Source organism: Bradyrhizobium sp. HKCCYLS3013 (genome assembly GCF_051167615.1).
Lineage (GTDB): Bacteria > Pseudomonadota > Alphaproteobacteria > Rhizobiales > Xanthobacteraceae > Bradyrhizobium.
This window is the reverse complement of sequence record NZ_JBNPTK010000011.1, coordinates 1-21,743: the sequence shown is the minus strand read 5'-3', so window position 1 is coordinate 21,743 and position 21,743 is coordinate 1. Positions and strand designations below refer to the sequence as shown.

Genomic DNA, 21,743 nt, shown 5'->3' with positions numbered 1-21,743 from the left:
CGATAAAAATTGCACGGATAGAGCTTGCGGAGGGGAATCAGGATTTGTTAACCATCTCTCGTCAGGATCCGAATCAGTTGTTCAAAGGCGTTTTGAGTGCCGCAGATGGCGGCCGACCTGACGCCCGGAGCGGCGACTATGGGGAACTGGCATGCGCGTTTTGCTGATTGAGGATGACAGCGCCGTCGCGCAGTCGATCGAACTGATGTTGAAGTCCGAAAGCTTCAATGTCTACACGACTGACCTGGGCGAGGAAGGCGTCGACCTCGGCAAGTTGTACGACTACGACATCATCCTTCTCGACCTCAATCTGCCCGACATGTCCGGTTACGACGTGCTCAAGCAGCTGCGCGTGTCGAAGATCAAGACGCCGATCCTCATTCTGTCCGGCCTCGCCGGCATCGAGGACAAGGTCAAGGGTCTCGGCTTCGGCGCCGACGACTACATGACCAAGCCGTTCCACAAGGACGAGCTGATCGCCCGCATCCACGCGATCGTCCGCCGCTCCAAGGGCCACGCCCAGTCGGTCATCCAGACCGGCGACCTCGTCGTCAACCTCGACACCAAGACGGTCGAAGTCGGCGGCCAGCGCGTGCACCTGACCGGCAAGGAATACCAGATGCTGGAGCTGCTTTCGCTCCGCAAGGGCACCACCCTCACCAAGGAGATGTTCCTCAACCATCTCTACGGCGGCATGGACGAGCCCGAGCTGAAGATCATCGACGTCTTCATCTGCAAGCTGCGCAAGAAGCTGGCCAACGCCTCCGAAGGCCGCAACTTCATCGAGACCGTCTGGGGCCGCGGCTACGTGCTGCGCGAGCCGCACGACATGGACGAGCGCATTCCCGCCTGATCTTTCACTGGGTCCTCCGGCAGGCCTCACGGCTTGCTCCTCCCAGACTGGGCCCCGCCGCAAATGGCGGGGTTTTTGTTTGTGGGGGGTGTCGTTTGAGGCACGCTCTTGCGATGCCGACGGTGAGCTCCCCTCCCCTTGCGGGGAGGGGGAAGGGGGTGGGGTTTTGGGGGGCCCAGGAAAAGGTCTGCACGAGACTCACCCCACTCCACCGGACTAAGCACTGATCCCGCCGCTCGTATCGGCCCATGCCCCAAACTTCGTCCTGAGCAAGAAACCCCCACCCCCAACCCCTCCCCGCAAGGGGGAGGGGAGCGCACCGCGATCGCCGCGCTTGCACGCCTCAAACGACCAGACACGGCCGCCCTCGCCTTTCATCAGGCAAGGGGCGCCTGGCCCACGCGCACCATCGCCGCCATCGATCTCTCCAAAATCCATCATCCCATGTCATCGCGATCTCGCAGCGCCCCGCGCCCGAGTGATGTGCCATTCTCACCGCCCTCTACCTAACTGAGGGCGCAGGGAAGGCCGGGCGCTGGCCGCGCCCGTGGCCCGCCTGCAGAAAAGAAAGCAGGCGGCAGTCACCACAGGTCTGGCCGTAACACCCGGCCCTCCCCGCGCGATGGCTTTACGATTTATACGCGATCTCCCTGGGGACCGGCTGTCTTGCCCCCATCACCCGCAGGCTGCGCTTGACCGCAACGCCCACGCGCTTGGCCTCAGCACCGGGAGGCCAGGACCACGCGATTTCACCGTGCGCCGGGGATCGTTCGTCGGCACGGCCAAGCCATGCTGCGATCTCCAACGCCCATCGCATCCCACACCCGACGTCCGTGACGACCGCGAAGCGTCCCCTCGTTGGGGCGGGACGGAGCGAGTAAAACACAAATTCTGCAAAAGCGAAAGAAGAATTTTTGAGAAGCCGAAATTCGTCCGGTCGAGCACGAAATGACAGGCTTGCGTTGGGGTCAGCGCAGACCGCAAGCCGTGTCCGCGAAAGTTTCCTGCCGGTTTTCGCTGCATCGGCCCATGTGCAGAAGACTCATCGGCGTCGGAAGCAACCTTTCACCCGACGCCGAAGTGGGAACAGCTTACGAGAAGGCCGACGGCAGCATCGAAGCCAAGGAGCCGGTCGCAAGGATCGAGATGGTCGGCACCTCGCAGCGCAGGCCGAGTGCCATCAGCGCCCCTTCCTCGCCCCGCTCTTCGTTGCTCGCTTAGCGCTCTTTGCCGTCTTCTTCTTGGCCGCCTTCTTGCTGGCCTTCGCTTTGGCCTTCTTTCCGGCGGCCTTCTTCGTCGTCTTCTTGACAACTCGCTTGGTCGTCTTCTTGCGGCCCGCGCTTGTCTTTGCCGCAGCAGCCGCTTTCTTCGCGGTCTTCTTCGCCGGCTTGGTTGACGGCTTTGCAGGCTTGGTCGTCGCAGCCGGCTTCTCGGCAGGCTTGGCCGTACCGCCCGGCTTCTTCGGCGTCGCGCCGCCGCTGCTGCTCTCGCCGCCGCTCGCAGTCGCCGCCCCGCCCGCCGCCGACAGCCAGAACCGCAGCTCCGGTGACTTCTCGTCCGCGCCCTTGATGTAGCGGTCCTGCCAAGTGTCGTCGCCTTGCAGCGGCTTGCCGAAGATCTCCGGGTGCTGCTGCAAGAGGAAGCGCCAGGCGTAGTGGTCGTAGAGGTCGAGGACGTGGCAGGCATAAGCCTCGGCGAGGCCGCGGTGGCCGCGGATGATCAGCATGTTCTCGTCGTTGTTGTGCGAGGCGCGGAAGCCGAGATTGTGCGAGCCGGTGACGACGACGCAGTCGTCGCTGAACGGATCGATCACCACGATCTTGCTGTGGATGATGGCGAAGCCGTATTTGCCGAGCTCCCGCTCCCACTTGCCGAACGCGTCCTGCACCGCGCCGGCCGGCACCGCACGAAAATCGATGCTGCCCGTGGCGCCCGGCTGCTTCGGCTTGCCGGCCTCGCCGACCACCGTCACCTGGGGCGCCGAGTCGTCCGCGCCCGCCTCCGCCGGACGTTCCGAATGACCGCCGGAATGCAGCGCGGCGGAGAAGTTCGTCGCGCGCACCGGGCTGGTCAGCGCGCCGCGCACGAACAGATCGGGCTTGTCCTTGAGCAACTGGCCGGCGACGTCGAGGATCGAGTTATTGCCGGGATCGAAGGCCAGGAACAGCACGGCGTGCTTGGCGCCCTTCATCAGTTCGAACACGCGGCCCATGTCACCGGGCGTATCGGGATTCTTGCCGAGCTTGCCGTGGGTGTTGGGCGAGAACATCGGCTCGACGGTGACGCCGTGGCCGAGGTCGACCGGTGCCTGGATCGCGTCGGCATTGTTGGCATGGGCGAAGTCGCGCAAGGTCTGCGACTGCAGTGCCGCCTTGTTGCCGGCGGCGGCGGCGACGTCGGCCTTCAGCGCGTTCCAATAGCCGAGATAGCGCTGCGCCAACACTGGGCTTTCCACCACCAGCGCATTGTTGGTCTGGGTGCACAGGCCGGTCGAGGTCCAGTTGGTCGAGCCTGAGAGCACCGCGCTCGGCTTGCCGTTCTCGGTGAGCACCATGAACTTGTTGTGCGGGATGCTGCCCTTGTCGAGGATGCGGTCGATCACGGCGACGCCGGCCGCCTTCAGATTGGCGCGGTTCTCGGCATCGGCATCGTCGGAGTCCTTGCCCTGCTCGTTGCCGAGGATGACGCTACGGCTCGCCGGGTTCTGGTGGAGCTGCTTCTCCAGGCCGTCGGGATCGTTGAGCTCGTAGAGCGCGGCATGAATGGTGCCGCCGCCGGCATCGGCGCGCGCCAGCAGTGAGGTCAGGCCGTCCTGGAGCTGGCCCATCAGGCGGATGCGAATGGGATCGGCGGGATCGAGGATGTGCGGCGCCAGCGCCGACACGCTCGGCTTGTCGTTCAGCTCATGGCTCAGCGCCTGGGTCGCGGTGATGCCGCGGTTGAAATAGACGTGGAACGGCGGCCGCTCCGGCGTCAGCGTGACCGCATTGCTCTCCAGCGGCGCGACGCCGGCGAGCGGCGTCAGCGTCTGGCCGGGCGTGCCGCCCATCGGCACGATGCGATATTTGTAGGTGCCGCCACGCCTGGCATACAGGTCCTTCCACCAGAACTTCTGCACTGGCGCCTGGTCGGTGGCGAGCCTGTCGGCGGTCTGCCCGGCAAACCGCGCCAGCGCCGGCAGCACCGTGTCGGTGTTATCGGCGCTATCGATGCGATGAATGGCGAAGCCCAGGCAGCCGTCGAGGCGGCGGTCGAAGGTCCAGGCGACGACGGCGATATCGTTGTTGGAAAATGCAAGCGCGGGCATGGCGGCACTCCTCGTCTGACAAGGATATGTCGCCGGGTTGCATCAATGGTTCGATGCATCCGGGGCAGGAAAGGGAAATCGAGGGCACGGCAGTGCGGTGCGGGAGGGCGAGGATCGTGACCTGCGAGCTCACGCGGCACGCGAGGTCAGCTCCCCTCCCCCCTGCGGGGAGGGGGTTGGGGTTGGGGGTCCGCCAGCGCTGAAGGTCATGGGACGCGCTATGGATCCCGGTGTTCATGTGGAATGCTGACGGCGCTTGCACGACACGTGCTCTCACCGAGAGAGCGGAATGCGTGGACCCCCACCCTCGACCTCTCCCCGCAAGGGGGGCGCACCGACGCTGCCGCGAGAGTTTGGCGCCAGACGGCGATGAGTTCGGCGCGATCCATCCTCGCGTCATTGCGAGGAGCGAAGCGACGAAGCAATCCAGGGCTACGCCCGCGACACTGGATTGCTTCCGCCTTCGCTCTGCGAGCTACGGCCCACAAATCGCTTCGCTCGCGACGACGCGAGGATCGAGCGTGCGTTAGGCCACGGCGCCGGGCTTGCCGCGGCTGACGTAGCGGCCGTCGCCCTTGGCGCCGACCAACTCGCCGTCGCGCACAACGAACTTGCCGCGCAGCATGGTCGCGACCGGCCAGCCGGTGATCTCGATGCCTTCATACGGCGTGTAGTCGGAGCCGTGGTGCAAACCGGCCTGGCTGATGGTCGCCGTCTTGTTCGGGTCCCACAGTGCGATGTCGGCGTCGTAGCCAATGGCGATGGAGCCCTTGCCCTTCAGGCCGTAAGTCTTGGCGTGGTTGGTCGCAGTAAAAGCGACGAACTGGTTCAGGGTGATGCGGCCCTTGCTGACGCCTTCGGAGAACAGGATCGGCAGCCGGGTCTCGACGCCGGGGATGCCATTCGGCACCCAGCGGAAGCTGGTGCGGCCCTTCGGCGTCAGCTTGCCGGCCTCGTCGTCGTAGCGGAACGGGCAGTGATCTGACGAGAACAGCGAGAACACGCCGGTCTGCAATCCTTCCCAGCACGCCTGCTGGCTGGCGTGATCGCGCGGCGGCGGCGAGCAGACATATTTGGCGCCTTCCATGTTGAGGCCCTGCATGTCCTCCTCGGTCAGCACCAGATATTGCGGGCAGGTCTCGCCGTGGATCTTCAGGCCGCGCGCCTGCGCGCGACGGATCTCCTCCATCGCCTCGCGGTTGGAGACGTGGACGATGACGATGGGAACGTCGATCAGCTCGGCCAGCGAGATCGCGCGATGGGTCGCCTCGCGCTCGACCGGAATTGGCCGCGACTTGCCGTGATAGTATGGCGCGACCTTGCCGGCGCGCTCCAGCCGGTCGGTGAGGAAGCGGATGGCGTCGTAGTTCTCGGCGTGGATCTGCACCAGGGCGCCCTGCTCGCGCGCGACCTGCAGCACGCCGAGGATCTCGTAGTCGTTCAGTGCGAGACCCTCATAGGTCATGAAGATCTTCAGCGACGAATAGCCGTCGGCGACCAGCGCCGGCAGCTCCTGGCCGAGCACGGCATCAGTGGGATCGGCGATGATGAGGTGGAAGGAGTGGTCGACATAGCAGGCCTGCTCGGCCAGCGCGTGATAGTCCTTCAGCGCCGCGCGTAGCGGCTGGCCCTTCTCCTGCAGGCAATAGGGCATCACGAAGGTGTTGCCGCCGAACGCCGCGGCGCGCGTCGCGCTCTCGAAATCGTCGGCCATGACGATGCCCGGGCCGGACGGCTGGCTGATATGGACGTGGCTGTCGATGCCGCCGGGCAGCACCAGCAGGCCCGATGCATCGACGATCTCATCGGCATCGGTGATGGCTTCGCCGATCGCGGCGATGCGGCCCTGTTTGATGGCGACATCCGCCTGATACGTGTCGCTCGCGGTGGCGACGGTGCCGTTGCGGATGACGGTGTCGAATGCAGCCATGTGACGCGCTCTCCCAATCTCAGGCGAATCTCTGAAACAGCGATCCCCACCCGCTAACGCCGCGGGGATCCGTACCCGCCAATTTCAGCGACTTCCATACCACGGTGGCGATGGTGTCGAGGATCGGAATGCCGGTCTCCAGCTCGAGCCGCGCCGCCAGCGGCGCGGCGCGCATGTTGGTGCAGACCACCGCGATGGCATCCGGCTTCTCGCGCGCCACCTCGCGGATCATGGTCTCGATCTCCGCGGGCGTCACCTCGGCGAAGGAGAAATTGTCCTGCAAATTGAGATGCCGGTCGCCGCGGCAGGCAATGCCGAGCTTTGCATAATTGGCGATGATGCGCGCCTGCACGTCGTCTCGATAGGGGGTGACGAGGCCGAGCGACGTGGCGTTCGATGACGCCAGGATCTCGTTCAGCGCCAGCATCGAGGTGGTCGCGGGAATGCCGGTCGCGGCCGTGATCTGCTCGCACAGGCGGACGTCGGTCTCGAAGCCGAGCCAGCCCGAGGAGGTGCCGTTCCAGCCGATGACGTCGACCTTGGCATGGGCGAGCAGCTCGGCGGCACGCAGGATGTTGCTGATGTCGAACTGCGCCAGCGCGTCGGTGGACAGCGCAATCTCGGTGACCTTGAAGCGGGAGAAATGCGCCGAGACGTTGGGCAGGCTCGCGACCATCGCCGAGGTGATCGGCTCCAGCGCGGTGTTCGACGACGGCGTCAGCATGCCGAGAAGCGTGCGTTTGGTCATGGGTGAGTGAATCCCTTTGCCATAGCCAACTCCGGCCCATCGGGAAATACTTGAACAGCAGAAGCGGGCGATCCGCCGGTGACTATGCCCTCTCCCCTTGTGGGAGAGGGCATGCACGAACGTGCAGCGGCCTCGCTCGGGTGAGGGGTCTGCCTCGACAGATGAGACCGCGGAGAGAGACCCCTCACCCGGTTTCTCACTTCGTGAGAAACCACCCTCTCCCACAAGGGGAGAGGGTGCACCGCCCGTGCCGCGACAGCACGCGTCATCGGTGATGCGGCGGTTCGGCGCCACTGTGAGAGTAGGTTCAGAATCTCCGCACCATGGAGACAGGCGCCAATCATGCCAGCGCCCTCTCCCGCTCCCCGCGCAGCAACGCGAGAATATGCCGCTTGAGCGCGTTGAATTGCGGGCTGGTGATATCCCGCGGGCGCGGCAGATCGATCGGGATGATCTCGACGATGCGCCCGGGGCGAGCGCTCATCACCGCCACATGGGTGCCCAAGGTCAGCGCCTCGTCGATGCCATGGGTGACGAACACGATCGTGCCCTGGTGCTGCTGCCAGATCCGCACCAGCTCGGTCTGCATGTCCATGCGGGTCTGCTCGTCGAGCGCACCGAACGGCTCGTCCATCAGGATGACCTGCGGGTTCATCAGCAGCGCCCGCGCGATGCCGACACGCTGGTTCATGCCGCCCGACAGCTCGGACGGATAGTGGTTCTCGAAGCCGGTGAGCCCGACCATGTCGATATAGACCTGCGCGCGGGCGCGGCGCTCAGCCTTCTGGCCGCCGCCGAGCAGCAGATGGAAGGCGACGTTCTCCCACACCGGCAGCCACGGCATCAGATTGGCGTGCTGGAACACCACGCCACGGTCGGCGCCGGGCGCGGTGACCGGCCGTCCGTCGACCGTGACGCTGCCGGCGCTCGGCTGCTCGAATCCGGCGATCATGTTGAGCAGCGTGGACTTGCCGCAGCCGGAGGGCCCGAGCAGGCAGACGAATTCGTTGCGGGCGATGGAGAGGTCGATCTCGCTCAGCGCGGTGACGTCCGCATTGCGCTTCCTGTCGGTGAATATCTTTGAGACGCCGGAGATGTCGATCGTCGCCATGCTCACTCTCCGCCGCGCAGGGTGGTGTTGCGCTGCCAATGCAGCACCCGCGCCATCACGGTGCGGATGGCGAGGTCGCTGCAGAAGCCGAGCAGGCCGATGCTCGCCATCGCCGCCAGCACCAGATCGTAGCGCAGGAAGTAGTAGCTGTCCCACAGCACGTAGCCGAGCCCGCTCTTCACCGCGACCATTTCGGCCGTGACCGTCAGCATCCAGGCCGAGCCGATGCCGATGCGCAGGCCGGCAAAGATGCTCGGCATCGCCGCTGGGACCACGATGTAGCGCAGCAGCTTGCGCTCGCTGCCGCCGACCATGGCGCCGGCGCGGATCAGATTGCGGTCGCAGGTCTTCACGCCGTGGATGGTGTTGAGCAGGATCGGAAAGAACGCGCCAAGAAACACCAGGAAGATCGCCGGCTTGTTGGCGATTCCGAACCAGATGATGGCGAGCGGGATCCACGACACCGGCGGGATCGGTCGGAGCATCTGCAAGGTCGGCTCGATGATGAGCTCGGTCTTGCGCGACCAGCCGATGGCGACGCCGAGCGCGACGCCGAGCACCGTGGCAATGGCGAAGCCGGCCGCGACGCGCGACAGACTGGCCAGCATGTCGGCCAGCCAGTGCGCGCTGTAGGTCTGGGTGTTGCCGTCGGTACCGACCAGCCAGTCCGCCCACGCCCACACCACCGTCGACGGCGCCGGCAGCAAGGCTGCCGGCAGCGTCCCCGAGCGCGAGAACGCCTCCCAGCCGGCGAGCACCAGCACGGGAACGATGGCGCGGTCGAGCTTCCTGAGCTGGGCGAGCGCCGTCATCTCAGTAGCCGAGCTCGGTCTTCGGCTTGCCGGTGGCCGCCTCCAGGAAGCGGTAGTCGAGATTCTTCTCGACGGCGGCCGTGACGTCCGAGTTGATGTATTTCAGGTCGCGCATCATCGATGCGATCGCGAGCGCCGAGGCGCGGTACATCTTCGGATCGGGATCGAGGTTTTCGACCGCGCCGGTGGCGATCGCCTTGTCGAGGCCGGTGACCTTGGAGATCACCTCGATCAGCGCCGGCTTGTCGGCGGCGATGTGCGCGTCGACCTTGACCACCGCGCGCACCACGCCTTCGAGCGCCCTCGGATTGGAGGCGATGACGTCGGAGCGGGTCAGGATCAAATTAGTCAGCTTGCCGGCGGCCTGATCATAGGGGAAGCCGAAGAACTTCGCCGCCTTGGCCTGCATGATCTGGGTGGCGAACGGCTCGACCGTGCAGATCAGCTCGACCTCGCCGCGGCGCAGCGCCTGCAGATGATCGGACGGATTGGGAATGTTGACGAACTGCACGTCCTTGTTGATGTCGATGCCCTGCTTGGCGAAGGCGCCGCGCATGTGGATGTCCTGCGCATTGCCGCGCGAGGCGGCGACGCGGAACGGCTTGCCGTCGGCCTTGTACTTGGCAATCAGCGCCTTCAAGGCGCCCCAGTCGCCCTGCGGAATCTCGATGTCGTTGGCGAGCAGCATCGCCGAGCCGCCATTGACCTGGCCGGAGATGGCGACGACGTCGAAGCCTTTGTCGAGCGCGATGGCGTAATGCAGATAGGTCACCTGCGCGACGTCGATATTCTTCGACACCAGGGCGGTCAGCGCGTCCGTGCCGGTGTTGAAGCTGACGGCATCGATCGCGACGCCCTCCGCGAATTGCGGCGTCAGCGACATCGGCGTGCAATGCGCGCATTTGGCGTAGCCGAGTTTGATCTTGGGGGCGTCGTCGGCGAAGCTGAGCGAGGGCAGCGCCAACAGGGCAAGAATGAGCAGCACGAAACGTTTCACATCCATCTCCAGGGCAGGTCGATCCACGGGCTTGTCTCTCATGGCTTGGGCTCTCATCAGCAAGCGACGTGCCAACTGGATGCGATATGCAATGTTGATTTTATACAATAAAATCAGTATGTAATGACACTCAAATTTTGAAGAACCTGCCTGATCCGCGGGCGCATCGCCCGAATTTCAGGCATCTCGCAGCGGAGCAGCCGCGCCCCCATGACCCCACCGGCACCCCGGCCCAGACTGAAGACGCGCTTCAAGCCGGCCCGGCTGAAGCTGTCGTCCGACCACTCCAAGCGGCCGCTCGAGCGGCTGTCGCTGCACGATCAGGTCGTCGCCAGGGTGCGCGAGATGATCGTGGACGGCGAGCTCGCCGCCGGCGCTGCCTTGCCCGAGCGCATGCTGTGCGAGACCTTCGGCGTGTCGCGCACGCCGCTGCGCGAGGCCTTCAAGATCCTCGCCGCCGAAGGCCTCATCGAGCTGCGGCCGCATCGCACGCCCGTGGTGACGCCGATCGACGCAAACGAGATTGCCGAGATCTTTGACGTGATGGTGTCGCTCGATGCCGCCGCGGGCCGCGCCGCGGCCGCGCGTGCGACGGCGGACGACCTTGCCAGGCTCGACGCCCTACATGCCGAGCTGGTGGCGCTGCATCGTGCCGCCGAGCGCGCCGCCTATTTCCGGCTCAACCAGCAGATCCATGCCGAGATCACCAGGCTCGCCGGCAACGCCGTGCTGCTCAACATGTGGAGCACGCTGCACGCGAGCGTCTTCCGTGCCCGCGCCGTGGCCAACTACGACGCGCGGCGCTGGGACGAGTCGATCCGGGAGCACGAGGCCTTCATGGCGTTGCTGCGGGCCCGAGACGGCGCCGGCTTCGCGCAGGCGCTCTCCGAGCACACCCGCAAGACCGGGGATTCGGTGCTGCAGATGCTGGACCAGGCCAGGCAGGACCAGGCGAAGGGCGGATAGACTTTGTTCACGTCGAACCGGGCATGCTGGCATCGCGACAGATGAGAGCTCCTCACGCCTGGCCCGATCATGATCCTGCAATCGCTCGCCGGCCTGCCGGCCTTTCTGGTGTACTTCTGTACCGCGCTGGTCGCGGTGACGGCCTACCTGTTCGTCTACACCCGCGTCACGCCCTACAATGAATTCCAGCTGATCCGGGACAATCACCCCTCGGCCGCGATCGCGCTCGGCCTCAGCCTGCTCGGCTTCACCCTGCCGCTGGTCAGCGCCATCGCCCATTCCGCCAACGTGCTGGACTGCCTGATCTGGGCGCTGGTCGCGCTGATCGTCCAGGTGATCGTCTACTACCTCGTCCGCATTCCGGTGCCGGATCTCGCCCAGCGCATCGTCGCCGGCGAGTTGGCGTCGGCGATCTGGCTCGGCCTCGCGTCACTCTCCGCCGGCGCGCTGAACGCCGCCTCGATGATCATCTGACCATGGCCGAGAAACGCCGCGAATTCGGCAAGCGCCGGCCGATGCCGCCCCCGCCCGCGACGCCGCCGGTGAAGCGCTCCGGCCATGTTGCGCTGCTCTTGATGGGCACGCTCGCCGTCGGCAGCACGGCCTATGCGCTGATGCCGCGGCAGCAGAGCTGCCCGCAGCCAGGCGCCGAGACGCCGACGATGGCCGGCCAGCCGCAGACCGGCGAATGCACGACACGCCGCTCGAGCGGCGGCGGTAGCGGCAGCAGCGGCTCTGGCCGCTGGGGATTTTCCAGCAGCGACGGTGATTCCAGAAGCAGCGGCTCGGGCCATGTCGCCGAGGCCTCCTCCGCCCATGTCTCGCGCGGCGGCTTCGGCTCGTTCGGGCACGGCTTCGGAGGCGGCGGCTGATTTTCGTCGCGCCGGCGCCGTGAAAACACCGCGTTCATGCTGCTATCTTGGATTCGGATCTTTGACACAGACTCAAAATCATAAAAAACTGGCCTACCGACTCATCGGAAATGATCCGATGCAACGTCCGCACCGGGTGGTGCGGGCGACGATCAGGGCCGCGGTGACCGCCGCCGCCTTGCATCGTCTTGCTGGCAAGCGATCGCGTGGTCACCGACGCGGGACGGCGCCGGGACCGCGCGGGCGTGATCACGGCCGCATCATCGATGACGGCCGCGGCCGTGCTGCGCCCTGCTGCAACGGGCACGGCATGTTCCCTGTTGCCTTGTTCGCTGTTGCCTTGTTCGCTGCTTCCTTGGGCTGACGCTGATGCAGCGCATCCCCTGTCCCGAGCGTGACGACTGGCGCGAGACGGCGGCGCGGTGCGGATTCGACTTCTGCGAGCTCGACGGCGAGCGCTATTGGGACGAGCGCGCCTACTACGCATTCACGATCGCCGAGATCGAGCTCGGCATCGAGGAGCCGACGGCAGAGCTCGAGCAGATGTGCCTCGCGCTGGTCGCGCGCGTCGTCGGCGACGAGGCGCTGCTGCGCCGGCTGAAGATCCCGCAAGCGGTCTGGCCCCTGCTGGCGGAGAGCTGGCGCCGGAGGGACGGCAGCCTCTACGGGCGGTTCGACCTCAGCTATCAGGGCGGCCGTACGCCGGCGAAGCTGCTCGAATACAATGCCGACACGCCGACCTCGATCTTCGAGGCCGCGGTCTTCCAATGGACCTGGCTCGAGCAGGCGATCGAGCGCCGCATCCTGCCGGGGCGCGCGGACCAGTACAACTCGATCCATGAGCGCCTGATCGAGCGCTGGTGCGCCCTCGGCAAGCGGCGCCGCGTGCATCTGGCCGGGCTGACCGCCAACGCCGAGGACGCCACGACCCTGGCCTATCTGGCCGACACGGCAGCCCAAGGAGGCCTGACGACAACCATCCTTGACGTCGCCGACATCGGCTGGCGCGAGACCGGCGGCTTCGTCGATCTCGACGACGAGGACATCGCGCTCGCCTTCAAGCTGTATCCCTGGGAATGGATGTTTCGCGATGCGTTCGGCGCCAAGCTCGCGCAGGCGCCGACGCAGTGGATCGAGCCGCCGTGGAAGGCCATCCTGTCCAACAAGGGCATCCTGCCGCTGCTCTGGCAGATGCACGAAGGCCATCCGAACCTGCTGCCGGCCTATTTCGAGGACGATCCGAAGGCCGCCAGCCTCGGCCCGAGCTTCGTGCGCAAGCCGATCTACTCGCGCGAGGGCGCCAATGTCAGCCTGGTGTCCGACGGCGTCGCCGTCTCCGCGCAGGACGGTCCCTACGGCGCCGAAGGCTTCATCCGCCAGGCGCTGGCGCCGCTGCCGGATTTCGGCGGTGTGTTCCCGGTGATCGGCAGCTGGCTCGTCGACCATCAGCCCTGCGGCCTGTCGATCCGCGAGGACACGAGCCCGATCACCGGCAACCGCTCGCGCTTTTTGCCGCACGCCATCCTGTAGGATATTAACGACAGCCGGCGAAAACGCCTCGACACGCCGGTCGAGAGCATTAGATAGGACCGAGGGCGAATTCCCTGCGCGATTGGGCGCGCATGGCCGGGACGAGGCATGGCGACGGACAAGACCGAACTCGAAGGCTTGCGCATCCTGGTCGCCGAGGACGAGGGCCTGATCGCGCTCGAGCTGGAAACGGTGTTGCAGGGGTTCGGCTGCGAGGTGGTCGGTCCCGTCTCGCGCGTCGGCGACGTGCTGCGCGAGGCCGAGCGCGGCGGCCTGGACGGCGCGCTGCTCGACGTCAACCTGCGCGGCGAGCAGATCTTCGCCGTGCTGCCGCAGCTGATGGCGCGCGAGCTCAGGATCGTCATCACCTCCGGCTATGACGACGCGACGCTGTTTCCGCCGGAGTTCCGCGGCCTGGCCCGGCTCGCCAAGCCGTTCGACGAGCGCGCGCTGCGCGCGATGTGCGAGGCCACGTTCGTTCGCCGTCAACGCAACTCATAACGCTTCGCTCACGCCCCGTGCATCGGGAGGCATCGCGTGTCCATCATCGAGGATACCGTGGCCTACGAGGCCTGGCTTCGCAGCCAATGCAAGGTGATCGAGGACGACCTCCTCACCAAGCACCGGCGCATGCGAAAGTCGCCGTTCGCCCTGCTGCGCGCCAGCTACTATCGCTGGGCGCGGCGCATCGAGGAGATCTGCCCGGAGCTGGCCGAGGCTCCGGTCGCGCTGTGCGTCGGCGACATCCATCTGGAGAATTTCGGCACGTGGCGCGACGCCGACGGGCGCTGGGTGTGGGGTGTCAACGATTTCGACGAGGCCGCGAGGATGCCCTACGCCTTCGACCTGGTCCGGCTCACGACCAGCATCGAGCTCGCGCCCGACATGGCAATCGACAGCCGCGACGCCGCGGACGCGATTCTCCAAGGCTATCGCGACGGTCTCGAGAACCCGCGGCCGGCGCTGCTCGACGAGCACGAGATCTGGATCAGGCGCTACGTCAAATGCTCGGATGATTGCCGCCGCGCGTTCTGGAACGAGATCGACGGCCTCGCGGCCGCCGATGCGATTCCACCCGCGGTGCGGAAGCTGCTCACCGCCAGCCTTCCGGAGCAGGTGGAGACTGCCGCATTCTTCCATCGCTTCGCCGGCGGCGGCAGCCGGGGACGTCCGCGCTACGTCGTCGTCGCGACCTGGCGCGGCGGCCGCATCGTCCGCGAGGCCAAGGCGCTGGTCCCTTCGGCCTGGACCTGGGCCAAGAACAGGACGGAGAAGCCAAGGCCGGCGCCGCCACACAGATTCGTCGCGCTGTCGACCGGGACCTATCGCGCGCCCGATCCATTCCTGCACGTTCACAGAACCAACGACGGGGACTACGTGGTCCGGCGCCTGTCTGCGGACTCGCGCAAGATCGATCTCGGCAAGGAGGCCGGCGCCGATCTCAAGCTCGAGCTCCTGCGCGGCATGGGCACCGACCTCGCCTCCATCCATGCCGCCGACCGCCGCGCCGGCGCCGAGATCGCGGCGGACCTCGGGAAGCGCGGTTCCGGCTGGCTGCGTCGAGCTGCGCGCGCCGCGCGTGAGGCGACGGAAAGGGATCACGATGTATGGCGCCGCAAGGCGCCAGGCTCGATTCCGACCGCGCGCTGAGGCAGGGATCCGGACGCGACCGCTCAGGTCATCAGTCCGGCTGCACGGCCGATGCCGGCAGATGTTCGGGGGTCGTCTCCGCGGTCAGCGCAAAGGTCAGCGAGCAGCGAATTCCGGCGGGCTCGAAGTCCAGCAGGGCTTCGCCATCGAGATCGAAGCGGACGACGCGGTCGATCAGCGTGGTGCCGAAGCCGCGCGCTCCGCCGCCTTCGATCAGCGGTCCGCCGCGCTCCAGCCAGACCAGCTCGAGCCGGCGGCGATCGTCGCGCAGGCGCCAGGAGATCGTGACCCGGCCGTGGGGGGCGGACAACGCGCCATATTTGGAGGCGTTGGTCGCAAGCTCGTGCAGCACCATCGAGAGCGGCAGAACGAGCCGTGCCTCCAGCAGAACCGGCGGGCCGTCGATGGCGATGCGCCCTTCGCCGATGCCGTAGGGCGCCAGCACGGTGGTGAGCAACTCGTTCAGCCCGATGCCGATCCAGCGGGTCTGCGTCAGGATGTCGTGCGCGATCGAGACCGCCTGGATGCGCCCGGAGAACGCCTTGTTGAACGCCGGCAGCGACGGCGAGGTCCGCAAGGTCTGCCCCGCCACCGACTGCACGATCGCCAGGATGTTCTTCACCCGGTGATTGAGTTCGGCGACCAGCACGGTCTGCTGCTCCTCCGCGCGCTTGCGCTCGGTGATGTCGGTCAGGGTGACGATCGAGCCGACCGTCTCCTTGAGATCGTTCACCAGGGGTCCGCCGGACAGCAGGAACGACCGTCCCGACGCCTGCGGATTGCGCAAGGCGACCTCGACGCCATGGAAGGGCTTGGTCGCCAACGCCTGATCCAGGCTCTCGCGCGAGAACCGCGTCAACGTACTTTCCTGGCTGGCGCTCTGCCCGTCGAGCGGGAACGCCTCCGAAAACAACTGCCCGACCGGCGGCCGCTCGGCAAGCTGCTCGGCGACCCAGCTCGCATGGGTGATCCGGCCGTCGAGCGCCAGCACCACCACCGCATCGGTCGCCTGTTCCAGGATCGAGCGCGCGAAGCGCTCGGCATTGGCGACCTCCTCGGCGCGCCGTTGAATCGACATGTCGGTCAGCGTCACGAGCGTGGCGACGACGCCGCCCATCACCATCTGGCGCATCCACACCGACACCGGCAGCTGGCCGCCATCGGCGCGGCGCAGCTGTGCGTCGGTCATGGCATCGTCGGCGCGCTGCTCGGGCACCACTCCCGCGAACAGCGAGGCGAAGCTGCGTCCCACCAGCTCCTGTGCGTCGAGGCCGGTCAGCGCGCACAGCCTGGAATTGACGTAGACGATGCAGCCGTCGGCATCGAGCGTCAGCGCGCCGTCGCTCATGCGCTCGACCAGCACATGATAGGGCGCGTCCGCGCCCTGCAGCATGATGACCTGGGGTCCGGTCGGGCCCTGCACCACCACGGCATCGACGTTGCCGCGATGAATGGCCTCGACCGTCTCTTCCGCCTCGTTACGCGGCCGTCCCGCCTGCATCGCGTCTGTTGATGCCACGCGTCCTCCGTTCAGCTCGGTGCGATGTCCAGACCAACCAGCACCTTCTCCGCATTGGAGAGATCGCCGATGATGCGCTTGAGGGGCTCGGGCAGTTGACGGATCAAGGTCGGGATCGCGACGATCTGGTCTCGTTGTGCGAGGGCCGGATCCTTCATCAGGTCGATCACCTCGATGGTGTAGCGGCCCGGCAGATGCGTCTCGCACAGCTTCTTGAGATTGGCGAGAGCCGCCAGCGATTTCGGGGTCTGACCGGCAACATAGAGCCGGAGATTGTAGCCATCCTGTTCCATCGGAGCGGCCATCATTTGCTGGATCTCAGCGGGTTGGCTGGGGAGCTCGGAGCGGGCCTGGACGAGCGGCTCTCGACCTGGGCCATGCGAGCGGCTTCACGCTGATCGTCGCGAGCCGCACCTTCCAGATTGATGAGCGCCATCTCGCTTTCCTCGTTGGCCAGTTGAGCCTTGAGCGTCTCGATCTGCGCTGCGAGGTCGCGGCGGCGGCGCTCGCTCTCGCGCGCGTGACGTTCCAGATCCTGCATGCGCAGCAGGCGTTCGGCGCGGTCTCGCGCCTCTTGCGCCACCCTCGACGATCCCGTGAGCACGCCGTCCGGCCCGACATAGACCTCGCGCAGCGAGATGCCGTCGCTGCTCATCAGGAATTCGCGGACCTGGTTGGAATGCGCCATGCCGCGCGACTTCAGCAGATAGAGCTGGCGATTGTGCTCGCCATTGCTCTCGCGATTGTAGAGCAGCAGCCAGGTGTCTGTCAGTGACGAGATGTGCATCTCGGTGGTCGCCGTCTCCGCCGTGCCCGCGCCGAGATTGGTGAACAGCGCCGTGACTCCGCGCGCCTTCAGGAAGTCGATGAGGCGCAACGTCATCGAATGCACGTCGCCGGCAACGCCGGCGCCCATGAGTGCGGAGATGGGATCGACCACGACGGCTGCGGGATCGAACTCCTTGACCTCGCGATGCATCGCGGCGAGATGGGTTTCCAGCCCGTACAGATTGGGCCGCCGCGCGGAGAACCGCAGCAGGCCGCGATCGACCCATTGCTGCAGGTCGAGACCGACCGACTTCATGTTGCGGATGATCTGCTGCGGCGATTCTTCCATCGCGAAATAGATGCAGCGTTGCCCGCTCCTGCAGATCGAGTTGGCGAAGTGCGCCGAGACCGTCGACTTGCCGGCGCCGGCCATGCCCGAGATCAGGATGCTCGACCCCTTGTAGTAGCCCTGGCCCTCGAGCATCTGGTCGAGATCGGCGATGCCGGTCGACACCCGCTCGGTCCACGCATCATGCGCGAGGCCCGACGAGGTGATCGGCATCACCGTGATGCCTTCCTGGTCGATGATGAAGGGGTATTCGTTGGTGCCGTGCGCCGTGCCGCGATACTTCACCACGCGCAGCCGGCGCGTCGAGAGCTGGTCATGCACGCGGTTGTCGAGCAGGATGACGCAGTCGGCGACGTATTCCTCGAGGCCGTAGCGGGTCAGCGTGCCGTCGCCGCGCTCGCCGGTGATGATGGCGGTGACGCCCTTGCTCTTCAGCCATTCGAACAGCCGGCGCAGCTCGGAGCGCAGCACCGCCTGGTTGTCGAGGCCGCCGAACAGGGTCTCGATGGTATCGATCACGACGCGCTTGGCGCCGATCGAGTCGATCGCGAAGCCGATGCGGATGAACAGGCCGTCGAGATCGTAATCCCCCGCCTCCTCGATCTCGTTGCGATCGAGATGGATGTGGTCGACCACGAGCTTCTTCTGCTCGATCAGCCGCTCGACGTCGTAGCTGAGCGAGCCGACGTTCTTGATCAGGTCCTCGGGCTGCTCCTCGAAGGCAATGAACACACCCGGCTCGTCATAGGCGACCGCGCCATTGTAGAGAAACGTCATCGCGAACAATGTCTTGCCACAACCGGCCGCGCCGCACAGCAGCGTCGGCCGCCCCTGCGGCAAGCCGCCGAAGGTGACCTCGTCGAGACCGTCGATCCCGGTCGGCGATTTGGCGATGACAGGAAGATCCCGCGTCACAATCCGAGGACGCACACTCGTTTTCATCCAATCCCCCGCCATCAATCCAACACGCATGAGCCCACACAAAGGCATGAGTAGACGCGGCGGGAACCGAAAAGTTCCATGGGTCGACGAGATTTACTCCGGAAAGAGGCCTGCGGGCGCAGAAAAGGCTGGCCGCCCGCGCGGGACGGGTGCGCACGTGACGGAGTGGCCGACCGCCCGACCGCTCGAAGCGCCCTCGGTCACCGACCGCTCCGGCCGGCGTCAGCGCGCCGCAACCACCTTGAGGCCGGGCAGCAGCGCCGCGCCGCCGCGCGGGCTGCGCACCGGATTGATCTGGTAAAGACCCCGCCGCTCCTGGTTCGGCCGGAACGCGTCGGTGATGCCGACGACCGATTCGGCGGCTCCCAGCAACAGCGTGCCGTCCGGCTCCATCACCTTGGCCATTCGCTCGAAGATCGAGGCCTTGGTGTCCTGGTCGAAATAGATCAGCACATTGCGGCAGAAGATGATGTCGAACTTGCCGAGATGCGAGAAGTCCTGCAGCAGGTTGAGCTGGCGATGCTGGACCATGCCGCGAATGTCGGCGCTGAGCTGCCAGAGCTCGCCGAGCTGCGTGAAATATTTCACCAGCAGCTGGATCGGCAATCCACGCTGCACCTCGAACTGGCTGTAGAGGCCGGCCTTCGATTTCTCCAGCACCTCCTGCGACAGGTCGGTGGCGACGATCTCGATGCGCCAGCCGGCCAGCGCCGCGCCATGCTCCCGCAGGCACATCGCGATCGAATACGGCTCCTGTCCGGTCGAGCAGGCGGCCGACCAGATGCGAAGGGACCGACGATTGGCGCGCGACTGGATCAGCGCCGGCAGGATGCCCTCACGGAGATGATCGAACGGAATCTTATCGCGAAAGAAGAACGTCTCGTTGGTGGTCATCGCCTCGACCACCTGCGTCGTGAGCTGCTCCGCGCCGCTCTTGATCTTCTGCACCAGCTCCGTGATGCCCGGCAGGTTGGAGCGGCGGGCCAGCGGCAGCAACCGGCTTTCGACCAGGTACTGCTTATCGGCCGACAGATCGAGGCCGGAGCGATCCTTCAGGACCTTACGCAAGAACTCATAGTCCAGGGGTGTCACGAACGGTCTCCAGCAAACAGACGAACCAGCTTCGGTCCAATCTGATTCAAGGGAAGGACGGCCGCGCAGATGCCGGCATTGGCGGCTGCGCCCGGCATGCCCCAGACCACGCTGGTCGCCTCGTCCTGCGCGATCACGCTGCCGCCGGCGGCGACGATGTCCTTGCCGCCGCGCATGCCGTCGGATCCCATGCCGGTGAGGATCACGGCCAGGGTCGAGCCCTGCCAGACCTCGATCGCCGACATGAACAAGGGATCGACGGCGGGCTTGCAGAAATTGACCGGAGGACCGTTGTCGAGCGCGATCACCACATCGGCGCCATGGCGCGCCACACGCATGTGGCGGCCGCCGGGCGCAAGGTAGATCTGACCCGGCTTCACCACTTCACCGTCGACGGCCTCGTGGGCCGGCCGGCGGCTCGAGCGCGCCAGATGTTCGGCGAGGATGGTGGTGAAGGTCGGCGGCATGTGCTGGGTGATCAGCACCGGAAAGCGATCGATCACGGGGCCGAGCTCGGTCACCAGCGACATCAGCGCCTGCGGGCCGCCGGTCGACGATCCGATCAGCAGCACCTTCGGCATCTGCGAGCTGAATGAACGGCGCGCCAGCTGGGTCGGCACGGCGGGCGCCACGGGGGCGACCATCGGCCGCGCCGTGGGCGCAGGCCGGAGCCCCTGGACTTGCGGGACGATCGGCGAGGCGGCCGGCGCATGCGGAGCGGGAGCGGCGCGGCGCGCCTTGGCGCCGAGATTGCGGATCTTCTGAATCAGATCGTAGTGGAAATTGTCGGCCGCCGAGGCCTCGCGCGTGCTCTCGGGCTTCGGGATGTAGTCGGCCGCGCCGAGCGACAGCGCCTTGAAGCTGATCTCCGCGTTGCGGCGGGTCAGCGTCGACGCCATGATGACGGCGAGGTTCTTCTTCTTGGCAAGCAGCTTCGGCAGGGCGGCGATGCCGTCGAGCTCGGGCATTTCGATGTCGAGCACGGCGACGTCGGGATTGACGCGATCGATCTGGTTCACGGCTTCGAGGCCGGTGCGCAGCGACGCCGCCACGACCATGTCGGGCTCAGACGCGATCCAACGCGAGATCATGCCGCGGATGACCACGGAATCGTCCACGACCATCACCCGGAGAGGTTCCTGCCTGGTCGAACTTGGGATCGAAGAACTGGCCAACGCGACGCTCATAGTTCACCAACAGGACAGAGGCACGGGGTGACGGCAAGCCCGGATGACCACGGGACCGACGCACGCGACGGAGATCAGATCAGCCCGACTTCCTGAAACTTCGCGGTCACGATGTCCTTGTCGAAGGGCTTCATGATGTACTCGTTGGCCCCGGCGTGCAGCGCGCGCGCGATGTGCGCGACATCGTTCTCGGTCGTGCAGAACACCACCTTCGGCGCGTCGCCGCCCGGCATGCGCCGGAGGTTGCCGAGGAACTCGTAGCCGTCCATGACGGGCATGTTCCAGTCGAGCAGCACCGCATCCGGGAGGCCCCGCTTGCAGATCTCCAGCGCCTGCTCGCCGTCCTCCGCTTCCACGATCTGGAAATCCAGACCTTCCAGAATGCGGCGCGCCACCTTTCGAATGACGCTGGAATCGTCAACTACCAGACAAGTTCTCATTTCAGCCTCACGAGATCAGGGTCCAATGCAACGACGCCTGATGCGCCGCTGCCCTCACGTTGCAGTGTTCAGGCCGCCATCTTGTCGGCGGCGAGCTCGAGCACGCGATCGACGTCGAGAATGACCATCAGCTGGCCGTCGAGGCGGTGCACGCCGCCGGCAAGCTTCGCCATGCGCGGGTCGAGGTTGACGGGGTTCTCCTCCCGGCCCTCCTCGGGCAGCCGCAGCACCTCGCCGATCTGGTCGATCAGGAGACCATAGGACTCGCCGCGCAGATCGACGCCGACCGCCATCGGCGGCTTGCCGTCCTCGGCGCGCGCGAGGCCGAGCCGCGCCCGCATGTCGACGACGGTCACGATGCGGCCGCGCAGGTTCAGGACGCCTGCGATCTCCGCCGATGACAGCGGCACCCGCGTCACCCGCTCCGGCATGAACACGTCCTGGACCCGGGAGATCGGCAGGCCGAACAGCTGGCCGCCGATCATCGCGGTGACGTATTCGACGGCGGCGCCCTCGGTGGTTTCGATCTTGCTGCTCATCGCACGCTACTCCTGTCCGCTTGCTGTCACGCGGCCCGCCGGTTGGCTTCGGCGCGGGCCCGTTCCTCGATCTGTTCCTTCAGCGCCGCGATCAGGCCGGGCCGGTCGAACTTGGCGATGTAGTCGTAGAG

Annotated in this window: 20 protein-coding genes and 1 pseudogene; 7 read left to right on the top strand and 14 right to left on the bottom strand. The window is 66.2% G+C overall.

Going from position 1 to position 21,743, the window contains the following annotated elements; genetic code table 11:
• Positions 1-151: 151 nt before the first annotated feature.
• Entirely contained in the window at positions 152-853 is a 702-nt protein-coding gene (gene ctrA / locus ACQR1F_RS19910; protein WP_012046382.1) for a response regulator transcription factor CtrA, read from the top strand.
• Between the two features lie 1,180 nt (positions 854-2,033).
• Here the strand turns inward: ctrA and ACQR1F_RS19905 are convergent.
• The 6 genes from ACQR1F_RS19905 to ACQR1F_RS19880 form a co-directional block, all read right to left on the bottom strand.
• On the bottom strand, positions 2,034-4,160 hold the full coding sequence (locus ACQR1F_RS19905) for a phospholipase D-like domain-containing protein (RefSeq protein WP_434913695.1): 2,127 nt from the start codon (positions 4,158-4,160) through the stop codon (positions 2,034-2,036).
• A gap of 526 nt (positions 4,161-4,686) precedes the next feature.
• The gene (gene hydA, locus ACQR1F_RS19900) at positions 4,687-6,090 is read right to left on the bottom strand and encodes a dihydropyrimidinase (protein WP_434913694.1); all 1,404 of its coding nucleotides are present in this window, start codon (positions 6,088-6,090) and stop codon (positions 4,687-4,689) included.
• 19 nt (positions 6,091-6,109) lie between these two features.
• Complete coding sequence (locus ACQR1F_RS19895; protein ID WP_316177496.1) at positions 6,110-6,838, bottom strand: maleate cis-trans isomerase family protein; 729 nt, start codon at positions 6,836-6,838, stop codon at positions 6,110-6,112.
• A gap of 340 nt (positions 6,839-7,178) precedes the next feature.
• A complete protein-coding gene (locus ACQR1F_RS19890) occupies positions 7,179-7,949 on the bottom strand; it encodes an ABC transporter ATP-binding protein (RefSeq protein WP_434913693.1) in 771 nt (256 codons plus the stop codon).
• A 2-nt stretch (positions 7,950-7,951) separates the two neighbouring features.
• A complete protein-coding gene (locus tag ACQR1F_RS19885; RefSeq protein ID WP_434913692.1) occupies positions 7,952-8,761 on the bottom strand; it encodes an ABC transporter permease in 810 nt (269 codons plus the stop codon).
• A 1-nt stretch (position 8,762) separates the two neighbouring features.
• Entirely contained in the window at positions 8,763-9,764 is a 1,002-nt protein-coding gene (locus ACQR1F_RS19880; protein WP_434913771.1) for an ABC transporter substrate-binding protein, read from the bottom strand.
• A 204-nt stretch (positions 9,765-9,968) separates the two neighbouring features.
• Here ACQR1F_RS19880 and ACQR1F_RS19875 point away from each other — a divergent pair, with 204 nt between their 5' ends.
• The 6 genes from ACQR1F_RS19875 (at position 9,969) to ACQR1F_RS19850 (ending at position 14,776) form a co-directional block, all read left to right on the top strand.
• Positions 9,969-10,724: a GntR family transcriptional regulator gene (locus ACQR1F_RS19875; RefSeq protein WP_434881236.1), complete on the top strand. Its 756-nt coding sequence runs from the start codon at positions 9,969-9,971 to the stop codon at positions 10,722-10,724.
• A gap of 69 nt (positions 10,725-10,793) precedes the next feature.
• Positions 10,794-11,198 carry a DUF350 domain-containing protein gene (locus ACQR1F_RS19870; RefSeq protein WP_315757399.1) on the top strand — a complete coding sequence of 135 codons (405 nt, stop codon included), beginning with the start codon at positions 10,794-10,796 and terminating at the stop codon, positions 11,196-11,198.
• A 2-nt stretch (positions 11,199-11,200) separates the two neighbouring features.
• Positions 11,201-11,596, top strand: coding sequence for a hypothetical protein (locus ACQR1F_RS19865; RefSeq protein ID WP_434913691.1), 396 nt, complete (start codon positions 11,201-11,203; stop codon positions 11,594-11,596).
• 369 nt (positions 11,597-11,965) lie between these two features.
• Positions 11,966-13,126: a glutathionylspermidine synthase family protein gene (locus tag ACQR1F_RS19860; protein ID WP_434913690.1), complete on the top strand. Its 1,161-nt coding sequence runs from the start codon at positions 11,966-11,968 to the stop codon at positions 13,124-13,126.
• Between the two features lie 108 nt (positions 13,127-13,234).
• Complete coding sequence (locus ACQR1F_RS19855; RefSeq protein ID WP_316237634.1) at positions 13,235-13,627, top strand: hypothetical protein; 393 nt, start codon at positions 13,235-13,237, stop codon at positions 13,625-13,627.
• 36 nt (positions 13,628-13,663) lie between these two features.
• A complete protein-coding gene (locus tag ACQR1F_RS19850; RefSeq protein WP_316237635.1) occupies positions 13,664-14,776 on the top strand; it encodes a DUF2252 family protein in 1,113 nt (370 codons plus the stop codon).
• 31 nt (positions 14,777-14,807) lie between these two features.
• Here the strand turns inward: ACQR1F_RS19850 and ACQR1F_RS19845 are convergent, their stop codons facing one another.
• The 8 genes and pseudogenes from ACQR1F_RS19845 to ACQR1F_RS19810 all read right to left on the bottom strand — a co-directional run.
• On the bottom strand, positions 14,808-16,295 hold the full coding sequence (locus ACQR1F_RS19845; RefSeq protein ID WP_434840207.1) for an HWE histidine kinase domain-containing protein: 1,488 nt from the start codon (positions 16,293-16,295) through the stop codon (positions 14,808-14,810).
• A gap of 11 nt (positions 16,296-16,306) precedes the next feature.
• Positions 16,307-16,603: a circadian clock KaiB family protein gene (locus ACQR1F_RS19840; RefSeq protein ID WP_315803219.1), complete on the bottom strand. Its 297-nt coding sequence runs from the start codon at positions 16,601-16,603 to the stop codon at positions 16,307-16,309.
• A complete protein-coding gene (kaiC, locus tag ACQR1F_RS19835) occupies positions 16,600-18,354 on the bottom strand; it encodes a circadian clock protein KaiC (RefSeq protein ID WP_434913689.1) in 1,755 nt (584 codons plus the stop codon). The genes ACQR1F_RS19840 and kaiC overlap by 4 nt, the downstream gene beginning before the upstream one ends.
• Before the next feature lie 222 nt (positions 18,355-18,576).
• Entirely contained in the window at positions 18,577-19,446 is an 870-nt protein-coding gene (locus tag ACQR1F_RS19830; protein WP_316237638.1) for a CheR family methyltransferase, read from the bottom strand.
• Entirely contained in the window at positions 19,443-20,633 is a 1,191-nt protein-coding gene (locus ACQR1F_RS19825) for a protein-glutamate methylesterase/protein-glutamine glutaminase (RefSeq protein ID WP_316177476.1), read from the bottom strand. The genes ACQR1F_RS19830 and ACQR1F_RS19825 overlap by 4 nt, the downstream gene beginning before the upstream one ends.
• Before the next feature lie 74 nt (positions 20,634-20,707).
• Entirely contained in the window at positions 20,708-21,073 is a 366-nt protein-coding gene (locus ACQR1F_RS19820; protein WP_006613312.1) for a response regulator, read from the bottom strand.
• Positions 21,074-21,141: 68 nt separating this feature from the next.
• Complete coding sequence (locus tag ACQR1F_RS19815) at positions 21,142-21,612, bottom strand: chemotaxis protein CheW (RefSeq protein WP_315714012.1); 471 nt, start codon at positions 21,610-21,612, stop codon at positions 21,142-21,144.
• 26 nt (positions 21,613-21,638) lie between these two features.
• Positions 21,639-21,743, bottom strand: a pseudogene (locus tag ACQR1F_RS19810) (response regulator); the annotation flags it as partial.

Coding starts and splice junctions, on each gene's coding strand:
- ctrA (WP_012046382.1), top strand. CDS start 152: ATGCGCGTTTTGCTGATTGAGGATGACAGCGCCGTCGCGCAGTCGATC.
- ACQR1F_RS19905 (WP_434913695.1), bottom strand. CDS start 4,160: ATGCCCGCGCTTGCATTTTCCAACAACGATATCGCCGTCGTCGCCTGG.
- hydA (WP_434913694.1), bottom strand. CDS start 6,090: ATGGCTGCATTCGACACCGTCATCCGCAACGGCACCGTCGCCACCGCG.
- ACQR1F_RS19895 (WP_316177496.1), bottom strand. CDS start 6,838: ATGACCAAACGCACGCTTCTCGGCATGCTGACGCCGTCGTCGAACACC.
- ACQR1F_RS19890 (WP_434913693.1), bottom strand. CDS start 7,949: ATGGCGACGATCGACATCTCCGGCGTCTCAAAGATATTCACCGACAGG.
- ACQR1F_RS19885 (WP_434913692.1), bottom strand. CDS start 8,761: ATGACGGCGCTCGCCCAGCTCAGGAAGCTCGACCGCGCCATCGTTCCC.
- ACQR1F_RS19880 (WP_434913771.1), bottom strand. CDS start 9,764: ATGGATGTGAAACGTTTCGTGCTGCTCATTCTTGCCCTGTTGGCGCTG.
- ACQR1F_RS19875 (WP_434881236.1), top strand. CDS start 9,969: ATGACCCCACCGGCACCCCGGCCCAGACTGAAGACGCGCTTCAAGCCG.
- ACQR1F_RS19870 (WP_315757399.1), top strand. CDS start 10,794: ATGATCCTGCAATCGCTCGCCGGCCTGCCGGCCTTTCTGGTGTACTTC.
- ACQR1F_RS19865 (WP_434913691.1), top strand. CDS start 11,201: ATGGCCGAGAAACGCCGCGAATTCGGCAAGCGCCGGCCGATGCCGCCC.
- ACQR1F_RS19860 (WP_434913690.1), top strand. CDS start 11,966: ATGCAGCGCATCCCCTGTCCCGAGCGTGACGACTGGCGCGAGACGGCG.
- ACQR1F_RS19855 (WP_316237634.1), top strand. CDS start 13,235: ATGGCGACGGACAAGACCGAACTCGAAGGCTTGCGCATCCTGGTCGCC.
- ACQR1F_RS19840 (WP_315803219.1), bottom strand. CDS start 16,603: ATGATGGCCGCTCCGATGGAACAGGATGGCTACAATCTCCGGCTCTAT.
- kaiC (WP_434913689.1), bottom strand. CDS start 18,354: ATGAAAACGAGTGTGCGTCCTCGGATTGTGACGCGGGATCTTCCTGTC.
- ACQR1F_RS19825 (WP_316177476.1), bottom strand. CDS start 20,633: ATGAGCGTCGCGTTGGCCAGTTCTTCGATCCCAAGTTCGACCAGGCAG.
- ACQR1F_RS19820 (WP_006613312.1), bottom strand. CDS start 21,073: ATGAGAACTTGTCTGGTAGTTGACGATTCCAGCGTCATTCGAAAGGTG.
- ACQR1F_RS19815 (WP_315714012.1), bottom strand. CDS start 21,612: ATGAGCAGCAAGATCGAAACCACCGAGGGCGCCGCCGTCGAATACGTC.